This is a genomic window from Burkholderia pyrrocinia (assembly GCF_018417535.1).
GTDB classification, from domain to species: Bacteria; Pseudomonadota; Gammaproteobacteria; order Burkholderiales; family Burkholderiaceae; genus Burkholderia; species Burkholderia pyrrocinia_E.
This window is the reverse complement of the sequence record NZ_CP070978.1, coordinates 292,475-303,973: the sequence shown is the minus strand read 5'-3', so window position 1 is coordinate 303,973 and position 11,499 is coordinate 292,475. Positions and strand designations below refer to the sequence as shown.

The following is an 11,499-nucleotide window of genomic DNA, read 5'->3' as shown; positions in this document are numbered from 1 at the left end:
TGCGGCGGGCGCCGGTTGCTTCGCCATCGGGGAACGGGCGTGCCATGGCGCGGGTTGGACTGCCTGCCTCGCACACGGCCCATGAAGATGAGTTTCGAATACCGCATCCACACGACCCCGTCGGCCGACGCATTCGATGCAATCGCGCATGCACTACGGCAAACGCACGGCGACATCGACGTCGATCCCGACAAACGACAGCTTGAAATTCGCGATCACACCGGCGGCTGGCCGATGATCGGCCTGTCGACCGACGAAGACGGGTTCTTCCTGGTTACGCGTCGGGCCGACGCGGGACGCCATGCTCGACTCGATCGGACGCGCATTGTCGGCAATCGGCGCGGCATGGCGCATCGACGACGCATGACCGGCTAACGCGTTCCGCGCACGCGCCTGAATCGCGCCGCACGCACCCGGCTGTTCCCCCGCCAACGTCCGCCGCTCGGTCGCCCCGGCTCCGCCCCTTTAAACTAAGCGTGTCCGGCGTATAGCCGCTTTGCATGGCCGGTTGCGGCCGCCGCCGTGCGTGGCGGCCGCAACCGGATTTTTTCGTTCCCAACTGCAACGCACGCGGGCGGAACCGAATCATCCGAAATTGAATTTGAATGTTGAAACAGGCAGGACGCATGAAGCGCAAGAACAAGAACAAGGCAACGCTCGTCGGGCTCGGCGCGGTGCTCTTGTGGGCCTCGGTGGTTGCCCTCGTTCGCGGGGTCAGCGAAAGTCTCGGTGCGACCGGCGGCGCCGCGATGATCTACACGGTGGCATCGGTGCTTCTGCTGTTTACGATCGGCTTCCCCGATTTGAGCAAGTTCCCTAAAAACTACCTGCTCTGGGGCGGGCTGCTGTTCGCCTCGTACGAGCTGTGCCTGGCGCTGTCGATCGGGTATGCGAGCAACGGCCGGCAGGCGATCGAAGTCGCGATGGTCAACTACCTGTGGCCGAGCCTGACGCTGGTCGCGGCCATCGCGTTCAACAAGCAGCGCGCCAACTTGCTGGTCGTGCCGGGCGTCCTGCTGTCGATGCTCGGCATCTGCTGGCTACTCGGCGGCGACCAGGGTCTCGATCCGGCCGGCATGCTGCGCAACGTCGCGGACAATCCGCCGAGCTATGGCCTCGCCTTCTTCGGCGCGCTGATCTGGGCCGCCTATTGCACGGTGACGGCGCGCATTGCCGACGGCAAGAACGGCGTCACGCCGTTCTTCATGCTGGTCGCCGCGGTGCTCTGGATCAAGTTCGCGATCGAAGGCGGCGGCGGCATGACGTTCAGCCTTCACGCGGTCGTCTATATCGTGCTGGCGGCATCGGCGCTGGGGTTCGGCTATGCGGCGTGGAACACCGGCATCATGCACGGCAACGTGACGGTCATCGTCGGCGCATCGTACTTCACACCGGTGCTCGCCGCCGCGCTCGCGGCGACGCTGCTGCACGCGCCGCTGCCGGTCGAATTCTGGCAAGGCGCATCGATGGTGTGCGGCGGGTCGATCCTGTGCTGGCTCTCGACGCGCAGCCGGCGCAGTGAAAAGCCAGCGCCGGTGCGGGTCGGGAAGGACGCCGAGGGCAATTGCCACGGGTGACGATGCCCCGTGTTTTCGGCGAGCGGCCGGATCGCTAGCGGCCATTCCTCGAACCTTCGGCCGCCGCTCTAGCGTTGCGATTCCAGCGCGATACGCACCGCCAATCCGGCCAGCACGGTGCCCATCAACCAGCGCTGGACCGACGCCCAGACCGGCCTGCCCGCCAGAAAACCCGCGATGGAACCGGCCATGCAGGCGATCAACGCATTAACGCTGACACTCACCGCGATCTGCACGCAGCCGAGCGCCAGCGATTGCGCGAGCACGCTGCCGTGCCCCGGTGAAATGAACTGCGGCAGCAGCGACAGATACATCACCGCGATCTTCGGATTCGCGAGGTTCGTGACGAAACCCATCGTGAAGAGCCTGACGCGGCTGTCGTGCGGCAACTGCCTGACCTGGAACGCGGAGCGGCCGCCCGGCTTGAGCGCCTGCCAGGCCAGGTACGCCAGATAGAGCGCGCCGGAAAAGCGCAATGCGTCGTACGCATACGGCACGGTCAGCACCAGCGCGGTGATGCCGAGCGCCGCGCAAAACATGTAGAAAACGAACCCCAGCGCGACGCCGCCGAGCGACACGAGCCCGGCGCGGCGGCCCTGGCAGATCGAGCGCGAAACCAGGTAGATCATGTTCGGTCCGGGCGTCAGCACCATGCCGAGCGACACGAGTCCGAACGCAAACAGGGTGGGCAAGGCCGGCACGGCAGTCTCCTTCGCGGCAGAGCAGTCTAGTTGATGAGGTTCGAACAATGTATTGCATCTCGACCATCTTCAACATGAATAAACTGCAAGCCGCTCATGAGCGCTTTTCATCGTGCGGGTCGCGGGTTACCTGCCCTTCTTCGCGCGTGTCCGGATCGCTTTCCCGGCCTTGACGCGTTGTGCGTCGACGAGCCTCACGAATGCGTCGGTGACCGCGTTGCCGGCCACATTCCACGACAACCGCACGGAACGATGCAATCTCGGCGACAGTTCCAGCACGCGGCCGCCGAACGGCGTATACGTGAGCGTGATGCGCGGCACGATCGACACGCCCATGCCGGCCTCCGCCATCGAAAGAATGGTGCGCATCTCGACCACGTTGAATGCGGCCCGAAGCGGCGCGCCGCCACGCGCGAAGTAATCCGCGATCAGCGGCCCGCATCCTGCCTTGGAGAAAATGAACGGCGCCGCGGACAACTGTTTTGCCGACACGCTCTTGCGGCCGTCGAACATGCCGTCCGCCGCCACCGCGACAAAGTCCTCGTCGAGCAACGGCAGATTGTGTGCGAACGTCTTCGTGCCGGCCACCACGCCGACGTCGGCGGTACCGTCGTCGATCCACCCTTCGACTTCGCTGTCCGTGCCTTCGAGCAGCACCGCCGACACGCCCTGGTGCATCTCCTTCAACGCCTCGAGCGCGGGGACGACGAACGCCAGCGAGACGCTCGGCAGCGACGCGACCACCAGCTTCCCTTCGAGCTTGCCGCGCGACAGGCTGAACTGCTGGCGCAGCATCTGCGCTTCACGCACCACGCTCTGGACGTACGGCCACAGGCGTTCGCCCGCCGCCGTCAGGACGACCGGCTGCCGGTCACGCCAGAGCAGCTTGACCTGCGTGACGTCCTCCAGCTCGGTCAATGCATGACTGATCGCGGATTGGCTGCGACTGAGTCGGTCGGCCGCGGCCGTGAGCGAACCGAGTTCGACTACGGCCGCCAGTGCCTGCAACTGGGCAAGCGTCATCGGGTCTCCTTGTTCCAGGGTATATATGCCATGCATGAGATGGCCAAACATCATGAATTATATTGAACCGAGCCGACAGTACGACAAATGGCACCGCACTACGCCGTGGACAAGCCAAACGTCCTCAGCACCGCTCGGGTAAGATGCACGCTCGATCCGCCGCGTCGATTGCATGCGCACCGGCCGGCGGTCGAAAATCCATGTGAACCACGCCACCGCGTTGCTCATGCTCGCCGGTATGACCTGCCGGCCTGAATCGGGGCCACGCGCCCGCCGGCCGCACAAAACGCGGTGCGATGCGATCCGACGACCGGTTCAAGCCACACCCAAACGAATGCGTGCAAAACGCACGCGAGCGCAACGGGTTTCATCGACCACGCTCGCTGCCGGACATGCCGCGACATGCCACTCCATGATTCATTTCAATCTGACTGAAGGTGTGCTGGTCTCCAGCCTGCAGGGGCTCACCGCGTTCGATCTGGCCGGCATCGCCGTCGCGCTGCTGCTGGGCGGCATGGCCAAGGGGATCACGGGCATCGGCGTGCCGCTGATCGCGATGCCGATACTCAGCCAGTTCCTGCCGATCCGGCATGCAGTGCTCCTGCTGTCGATGCCGATCATCCTCGGCAACATTCCGCAGGCGCTTGAAGGCGGCCAGGTGCTGGCAACGGCACGGAAGATCGCCGCACCGATCGCGGGCACCGTCATCGGCAATATCGTCGGCGTGGCGATCCTGCTCTCCCTCGATCCGAGGCACGCGCAGGCGGCGTCGGGCGCACTGCTGATCGTTGCCGCGACGCTGATGCTCGCCGCGCCGAAGCTCAACCTGCCGGGCGCGTGGCAAAAGCCCGTCGGTTTCGCGCTCGGGTTCGGCGCGGCGCTGATGGAAAGCATCGCTTCGGTGCCGGGCCCGCTGCTCGCCACCTACCTGATTTCGTCCGGCGCGACCGGGCGCGTGTTCACGAAGCAGATCGCGATCATCCTCGTGGTGTCGATCGTCACGCTGATCACGACGTTCAGCGGCACCTCGCACGCCAGCGGCGCCGACCTGGCCGTCTCGGCGGCGGCCAGCCTGCCGGCCATTGCCGGCATGTGGCTCGTTCGCCCGCTGCGGGACAAGATGTCGCCCAGGATCTTCAGGATGGTCGTCCTGCTGTTCGTGCTCGTCGCGGCATCGCAGATGATCTGGAAATCGGGCGTGTTCAGGCATGGCGGATCGCCTGTCACGCAAATGGACAGCGGGCACGCTGCCAACAAATAGCGGTCGGCGCGCCGCCATCGATCGCGCATGCGTTCTGAAAGCTGCAAAGCGTAGTATTCGCGGGCCCGGCGTATCGCTCCGCCCGACGGCGCGGACGCTACGTGACCGACTTTGCTGTTCGCACGCCGATGCCGACGTCGGCGCTGCTACGTTTTCAGAGGCACGAAATGGAAACCTATGTGTTGCTGGGCTGTGGATTCGGCCTTGGCCTGTTGATCGCCGTCTGGGGAATCTGGTCGCTCAGGTAAGCTGCTCAATTCCGTTCGCCCGCAAGGAATCCGTATGGAGACGGACGGGAAATTGTAGTTTCGGGTTGTTCCTCTTACCCGATTGCTTCGCAGTCCGATTCAACTGACCATCGTCGACACTTCCGCGACGAAAGCGCCGCGCGAACAAGGCAAAATCGGTCACCGGTATCCGTTCCCGCTCGAAAGCCATTGCGACCGTGCTTCGTCGAAGCGCGTGCACTCGGCCTTGAGCCATTCCGAAAAGGCCGCGGTCCGCGGATCGTCGGGATTGCGAGACAGCAGCATGTAGCGCGCCGGCGCGCGCACATGCCTGCCGAACACGTCGACCAGCCGTCCGCTCGCGATCTCGTCATGCACCAGCGCCGCGCGGCCCATCGCCACGCCCTGGTGGTTCAGCGCGGCCGTGATCGCAAGGCTGGAGAAATTGAACTGCGGACCGTCCAGATGCGCGATCCACGTCGGACGGACCTCCTCCAGCCACGTGTGCCACTCCACGAATTCGGGCGCGCCGACCCACGGTGCGGCGTCGTGCAGCAGCACGACGCCATCGAGCGATTCCCCGCTGGCGAACGACGGATGCTGCGCCAGATACGCAGGCGTCGCGACCGGAAACAGCGTTTCGTCGAGGATCGCGTCGGCATGCAGCCGGCTGTATTGCACCGGGTCGTAGCGCACCGCCACATCGATGTCGTCCGTCTCCATCGCCTGCCGGTCCAGCAACTGGAACTCGGCTTTCACGCGCACCGACACGTTCGGCTGTTGCCGGTGAAATTCGGTCAGGCGCGGCATCAGCCATTGCAGCGCAAGCGACGGCAGGCAGCTCACCTGCAGCGGCGCGTTCGGCATGCCGAGCGCCTGAAGCGTGCGATTGATGTCGCCGAACACGCCCGACATTGTCCCGAGCAGGATCGCGCCTTTCTCCGTCAACTTCAGCCCGCGCGCCTGACGAACGAACAGCGGATAGCCGAGCCGGTCCTCCAGGTGCCGGATCTGCTGGCTCACGGCGCTTTGCGTCAGGTTGAACGCCTGTGCCGTCTTCGTGAAGCTCAGCAGTCGGCCGGCGGTTTCAAAGCAGAGCAACGCGCCGAGAATCGAACCGTCCAGTCGCATAGATATAAGTCAGGCTAATGCTTTCATTAGAAATCGGCGCTTTCGCGCCGTCCGCCGGAATCGTAGCATTGCCCGTCATTATTCCGTCAAACGATACCAAGGCCAATCCGTGATCGCCACGCTCCAACCCGCCAATCTATTAGCCGAACTGCAATCTCGTCGCCCGCTGCTGTGGCTGAATCCCCATGCCGGCAGCCCGTTGCCGAAGGACGCGCCGTCGTTCGACGCCATTGCAATGGCGGAAGCGCGGCTGGCGCGCTGCGAGCCGCTGATGGCCGCGCTGTTTCCCGAGCTCGCGGCAACTGCGGGAAGAATCGAGTCTCCATTGATGCCGGCGGATGAATTGCAGCGCGCGCTGTCGCACCCGGCCGACGAGCACGGCGCCTGGTTCATCAAGCGCGACGATGCGTTGCCGATCGCCGGTTCGATCAAGGCGCGCGGCGGCTTTCATGAAGTGCTGGCGCTCGCGGAGTCGATCGCGATCGAACGCGGGCTGCTCGAACCGGCGGGAGATCGGAGGATCCTCGCGTCGGCCGCCGCACGCGCGCTGTTTGCCGCGCACACCGTCATCGTGGGCAGCACCGGCAATCTCGGCTTGAGCATCGGTGTGATGGCCGCCGCGCTCGGGTTCGAATCGGTCGTTCACATGTCGACCGACGCGAAACCATGGAAGAAGGCACGCCTGAGAAAACGCGGCGTTCGCGTGGTCGAGCACGACGGCGATTATGCGCAAGCCGTCGCGGCCGGGCGATCGCAGGCGCGCAATCACCCGCGCTGCCATTTCGTCGACGACGAAGGCTCGCTGATGCTGTTCCTGGGCTATGCCGCAAGCGCCCGGCATCTCGCCGCGCAGCTCGCCGCGTCGGGCCGCGTCGTGGACGCGACGCACCCGCTCTTCGTCCATATCCCGTGCGGTGTCGGCGGTGCGCCGGGCGGCATCGCCTATGGCCTCGATGCGCTGTTCGGCAAGCACGTGCATTGCTTTTTCGCCGAGCCCGTTGCTTCGCCATGCATGCTGGTCCAGCTTGCCGCCGGGGTCGACAAGCCGGTGTCCGTCTACGACGTGGGGCTCGACAACCGGACCGAGGCCGATGGCCTGGCGGTCGCGCAGGCATCGCATCTGGTCAGTCCGCTGATGGCATCCCTGCTGTCCGGCGTCTTCACCGTCAGCGACGGGCAGCTCTACGCGCAGTTGATGGCGGTTCAACGCACTACCGGCGTGGAACTGGAGCCATCGGCCGCCGCTGCCGTCGGCGGGCCCGGCTGGTTGACGCGGTCGTCCGCCGGCCGCGATTACGTGCGACGCCACGCGATCGACATGCGCCGGTCGACGCATGTCATCTGGGCGACCGGCGGCTCGCTCGTTCCGCCGGAAGAACACCGCCGCTTCCAGTCGCATGCGCAAGCGCTCGCCGGCGCCGCGCCCGACGCATGACGCATGACGCATGACGCATGACGCGTTCGGCCCCGCGCCCTGTCCGGTTCCCCAAGACGCGTTAGACTGTCCGGATGGAACAATGCCGTTATTGCCAGAGAATCCGCGATGAATGGGATTGCCACGGGGACGAATGCCGCCGGGCAATCGCAAAGGCGCTGCGCCGGCAGCGCGCGGGCCTGCCGATGGTGCCCGATCGCATCCGCAACGAACTGCCGTCCGGCGCGCCGACCCAGCAGGTGATCGCCGTCCTGTCGCGCCAGCGCCTGCGCGCGCGCCGCGGCAACGAGGAACGCCGGGAGCGCAAGGAAATCGACGACGACGGCGTCTGATCCGGCCGCACCGCGACCCGCCCGCATCATCTCGACTGCCCCCGTTGCCCCCGTCGCCACCAGGCACCCGCCCCGTGCGCGACACCCGCCCGCACCACCGCGCCCTTGCAAATCCGGCAATACCGAATGGGGACAGAAGGCATTTCTCCCGAAATTATTACCTCAGCGGCAACGATCTTTCACTGAAATCCACGTTTACCCTAGGTCAACCGACGCCTACGATGTAATCAACCGCTTACGACATGGTGTCGAACGCGGAAAGCCAAGACAAACATCGGAGGTCATCATGAAATCGCTCGTTTCCGCAGTCGTTGCCGCTGTTGCCCTGTCCGCCTCGTTCGGCGCATTCGCCCAAAGCACCGTGACCCGCGCCCAGGTGCGCGACGAACTGGTCCAGCTCGAAAACGCCGGCTACAAGCCGAGCCAGTCGAGCCCGTACTACCCGGCCGACATCCAGACCGCGCAAGCCCGCGTGCGCGCTGCCAACAATACCGGCTACGGTACGCAACCGGCCGCGACCGTCCAGGGTGGCGCGCCGGCCGCCAAGGTGCAAAGCCCGCGCGACTCGGTCTACTTCGGCCACTAAGGCTGCCGCTGCGCGCCCCGCGCGCAGTCCGCACATGCAACGAGCCCGTCCGCGACGGGCTCGTTGCGTTTGCATCGCGTGTTTTACCGGCCGGCCGTCACCGGCTGCCTCCCGATGCGACGCGGTCGGCCCCGGCATCGTCCGGCGCGGCGGCGCCGCCGACCAGGTCCTGATAGCGCACGCACGCGCACTTCGCGGACGCCTTCGCCGCGTACATCGCCGCATCGGCCTTGACCAGCAGTTCCTCGGCCGATGCGCCGTCGGCCGGATACTCGCTGACGCCGATGCTCGCACCCACGGCCATACGCCGGTCGCCGAACTCCAGTTCCTCGGCCATCACGATCTGGATGCGCGACGCGACATCGTCGATCACCGTCGGTGAACGCACATCCGCAATCAGCACGATGAACTCGTCGCCGCCGAGCCGCGCGACCATGTCGCCGCTGCGCAGCACGAGGCTCAACCGCTTCGCGACCACGACGAGCGTGCGGTCGCCGGCCGAGTGCCCGTGCTGGTCGTTGATCTGCTTGAAGCGGTCGAGATCCACGAACATCACGGCCAGCCCTTCGCGTACCGCCGCCGCATGCCGGATCGCGGCATCGAGATGCTCCATGAACAGCAGGCGGTTCGGCAGCGCGGTCAACGGATCGTGGCCGGCAAGATGCGTAAGCTCCTGCTGCTTCGCGCGCAGCATCGCGACCTGCGTGCGAATCTCGACGCACATGCTGTCGAAACAGCGCGCGAGCACGCCGATCTCGTCTGCGCGCCCGACCGGCAGCCGTTCGGCTGCCGGATCGTCGAACACGTGCGTCGCGGCGCGCGCGAGCATCTGCAGCGGCCGCGTGATCGCGCTCGCGAACAGGATCGCGAGGATCACCGCCAGCAGGCTCGACACGAACACCATCCGGACGATCCGGTCGCCCAGCACGCCGGCCGGCGCCAGCACGTCCGCCAGTGGACGCGCCATCCCGAGTACGACGAAGCGGTTGCCCTCGTCGTGCCCGAACGGCGTGCGCGCGAACGCGAACATCTGCCCCGGCGCGTCGTCGGGCTGCGCAAGGCCATTGAGCGTCACGCTCGCGCGCGCGCCGTCGAACAGCTCGCGCGTGACGGCAAAGCGGTCCTGCATCAGCACGCGCCGGCCGCGATCGAAGCCGAACGTCTGCGACGGATCGGGATGCACGAGGAAATCGCCCCACTCGTTCGCGAGATACACCTCATAGTCTTCCGGCAGGTCGCGTTCGAGCCGGTCGAACACGCGCGACAGCTCGACGTCGACGACGAGCGCACCGACCGTCTGGCCCGACGTGTCGACGACCGGCGTACCCACGCGCAGGATCGGAAGCCCTTCGGCCGCGAGCGAACCGGTCTCGTGATTGATCACGATCGGCGACAGGTAGATATGGCCAGGCGCCGTCGCGAGCGTATCGAATACATAGGAGAACTGTCCTTTCTCCTGGAACGCACTTTCCGGCAGCACGACGATGCCACGCGCGTCGCGATCGACGCGAATGTGTTCGAGCCCGAAATTCCCGCTCGCGATCAGGCGAATCTGCAGGTATTCCGGATGATTTCTCATGAAGCTGTAATACACCTGCTCGAGCCGCATGCGTCGCGCACTGTCCGGATTGTCGCTGCCCGCGACGGGCGCGGACGACGGCAACTGTGCGAGCACGAGTGCATCGTCGGCGACGTCGGACAGCACGGTCGTGAAGCGCTGCCCGAGCAGTTGCGTCGACATCAGCAGGCTGTGCTGCGCTTCCTGCACGAGCATCGCGCGGTTCGCGCGATACGAGTAATAGCCGGTCGTGCCGGACGCGATCACGCCGATGCACGCGAACAGCACCGACAGCTTCGACGTGAGCCCGAGCCGGATCATTTTTCGAACCGCTCCGGCCGGTCGCCCGACACGATGCGGCTCCACAACGATTCGCGCCGCGCGATGTCCTCGACGGGCTGGAGCCACACGAGATGCTGGTGCCCGGTATCGAGCCCGGGCGGCGGCTCGAGCGTGTTCGCGAGCCCCTGGCGCTCGGTCAGCAACGCGCCGATCGCCGGTTCGAGCATGTAGTTGATCCACGCGAACGCAAGCTCGGGACGTTGCGCGCCGCGCGTCACGGCCCAGCAGTCGAGCCATGCAAGCGCGCCTTCGTCCGGAATCACGTAGCCGACGTCCGCTCCGGCGCGACGCAGCAGCTCGACCTGCTGCGTGCCGTAGTTGCCGAACATCAGCGCCGCGTGATGCCGGACGAACAGCGCGGTCGCCTCTTCAGGAAGCGTGTAGTACGTCAGCAGGTTGCGGCGCAGGTCGATCAGCTTGCGCGCGACGTCGAGCGTCTGCGCGAGCGACAGGCGAAACGGATCGCGATAACCGAGCGCCAGCGCCGTGAACGAGAAATTGTGCTGCGCGCTGTTGAAGTCGAGCACCTTGCCGCGGTAGCGCGGATTCCACAGCTCCCGCATCGAGCGCGGCGCGGCCGGTACCTGCTTGCGGTCGTAGATCAGCCCCATCGACGAATACGTGAACGGGATCGCGTAGGTCGCGCCGTCCTGCACGAGCCCGCCGATCGTCGCAAGCTGCCGGAAGTTCGGCAACTGCCGCCGCCGGTTCGGGATGCGCGCCAGGTCGATCGGCGCGAGCAGACGTTCGTGCGCGTAGCGCTGGATCTCGGCCGTGTTCGCGGCCAGCACGTCATACAGCGGCGGCGCCGCGCTGTGCATCCGCGTCCACAGCGCTTCGTCGGAATCGACGAACGTCACTTCGACACGCACATGAAACTGCGCCTCGAATGCGCTGACGACGTCGCGGTCCGCATAGCCGGGCCATGCCAGCACGCGCAGCACGTTGTCGTAAACGGTTTCGGGAGAGTCGGCGAAAGCCGGCAGGCCGGTCGCAAGCAAGCCCAGAGTCAAGATGACGAGCAGCCTGCGCGCGGCGCCGCGGGCGCGCGTACGCGCACCGATTCCCCTGATCAATCGGACCCCGTATGAATCGCCCGGCTGCATTCGACTATCCTTTTTCGAGTCGATGCGATATCACGTAACGAGACCATAAAAAGCACGGGCGCGCAATTGGAAGTAGCCGCACGAGGCAGGCGTCGCGCATGCAGACGGCCACATGCCCGGCACGCCGTCGAGCCGAAATCGATGCGGGCGCAGGAACGCGGCAAGCCGGGCGACGAATGATCAGGAGAAAGCGCGTTGCCGAACGCTGGCCGATTCGAAT

12 protein-coding genes are annotated in these 11,499 nt (G+C 65.7%); 7 read left to right on the top strand and 5 right to left on the bottom strand.

Going from position 1 to position 11,499, the window contains the following annotated elements; translation table 11 throughout:
* Nucleotides 1-15: 15 nt before the first annotated feature.
* Together JYG32_RS19445 and yddG are read left to right on the top strand one after the other, a co-directional pair.
* Nucleotides 16-375, top strand: a complete 360-nt coding sequence (locus tag JYG32_RS19445; protein WP_249744819.1) for a hypothetical protein — start codon at nt 16-18, stop codon at nt 373-375.
* A 251-nt stretch (nt 376-626) separates the two neighbouring features.
* Nucleotides 627-1,577 carry an aromatic amino acid DMT transporter YddG gene (gene yddG / locus JYG32_RS19440; RefSeq protein WP_213266596.1) on the top strand — a complete coding sequence of 317 codons (951 nt, stop codon included), beginning with the start codon at nt 627-629 and terminating at the stop codon, nt 1,575-1,577.
* A 68-nt stretch (nt 1,578-1,645) separates the two neighbouring features.
* On the opposite strand, the gene JYG32_RS19435 is transcribed toward yddG, so the two are convergent.
* Both JYG32_RS19435 and JYG32_RS19430 read right to left on the bottom strand, forming a co-directional pair.
* Complete coding sequence (locus JYG32_RS19435) at nt 1,646-2,278, bottom strand: LysE family translocator (protein ID WP_174380922.1); 633 nt, start codon at nt 2,276-2,278, stop codon at nt 1,646-1,648.
* A 126-nt stretch (nt 2,279-2,404) separates the two neighbouring features.
* On the bottom strand, nt 2,405-3,301 hold the full coding sequence (locus tag JYG32_RS19430; RefSeq protein WP_213266595.1) for a LysR family transcriptional regulator: 897 nt from the start codon (nt 3,299-3,301) through the stop codon (nt 2,405-2,407).
* A gap of 412 nt (nt 3,302-3,713) precedes the next feature.
* On the opposite strand from JYG32_RS19430, the gene JYG32_RS19425 reads away from it, so the two are divergent.
* Together JYG32_RS19425 and JYG32_RS19420 are read left to right on the top strand one after the other, a co-directional pair.
* Nucleotides 3,714-4,562: a sulfite exporter TauE/SafE family protein gene (locus JYG32_RS19425; RefSeq protein ID WP_213267422.1), complete on the top strand. Its 849-nt coding sequence runs from the start codon at nt 3,714-3,716 to the stop codon at nt 4,560-4,562.
* Nucleotides 4,563-4,663: 101 nt separating this feature from the next.
* Nucleotides 4,664-4,810, top strand: coding sequence for a hypothetical protein (locus JYG32_RS19420; protein WP_213267538.1), 147 nt, complete (start codon nt 4,664-4,666; stop codon nt 4,808-4,810).
* Nucleotides 4,811-4,969: 159 nt separating this feature from the next.
* Here JYG32_RS19420 and JYG32_RS19415 read toward each other — a convergent pair whose 3' ends face one another.
* Nucleotides 4,970-5,926, bottom strand: a complete 957-nt coding sequence (locus tag JYG32_RS19415) for a LysR substrate-binding domain-containing protein (protein ID WP_213267421.1) — start codon at nt 5,924-5,926, stop codon at nt 4,970-4,972.
* A 103-nt stretch (nt 5,927-6,029) separates the two neighbouring features.
* On the opposite strand from JYG32_RS19415, the gene JYG32_RS19410 reads away from it, so the two are divergent.
* The 3 genes from JYG32_RS19410 (at nt 6,030) to JYG32_RS19400 (ending at nt 8,273) form a co-directional block, all read left to right on the top strand.
* Entirely contained in the window at nt 6,030-7,355 is a 1,326-nt protein-coding gene (locus tag JYG32_RS19410) for a D-serine ammonia-lyase (protein ID WP_433960878.1), read from the top strand.
* Nucleotides 7,356-7,429: 74 nt separating this feature from the next.
* Nucleotides 7,430-7,687 carry a hypothetical protein gene (locus tag JYG32_RS19405; protein WP_006478949.1) on the top strand — a complete coding sequence of 86 codons (258 nt, stop codon included), beginning with the start codon at nt 7,430-7,432 and terminating at the stop codon, nt 7,685-7,687.
* Between the two features lie 286 nt (nt 7,688-7,973).
* Nucleotides 7,974-8,273 (top strand): DUF4148 domain-containing protein, encoded by a 300-nt coding sequence (locus JYG32_RS19400; RefSeq protein ID WP_213266594.1) that lies wholly within the window; start codon nt 7,974-7,976, stop codon nt 8,271-8,273.
* A 97-nt stretch (nt 8,274-8,370) separates the two neighbouring features.
* On the opposite strand, the gene JYG32_RS19395 is transcribed toward JYG32_RS19400, so the two are convergent.
* A complete protein-coding gene (locus JYG32_RS19395; protein ID WP_213266593.1) occupies nt 8,371-10,152 on the bottom strand; it encodes a diguanylate cyclase domain-containing protein in 1,782 nt (593 codons plus the stop codon).
* On the bottom strand, nt 10,149-11,279 hold the full coding sequence (locus tag JYG32_RS19390; RefSeq protein ID WP_213266592.1) for an extracellular solute-binding protein: 1,131 nt from the start codon (nt 11,277-11,279) through the stop codon (nt 10,149-10,151). The genes JYG32_RS19395 and JYG32_RS19390 overlap by 4 nt, the downstream gene beginning before the upstream one ends.
* Nucleotides 11,280-11,499: the final 220 nt, after the last annotated feature.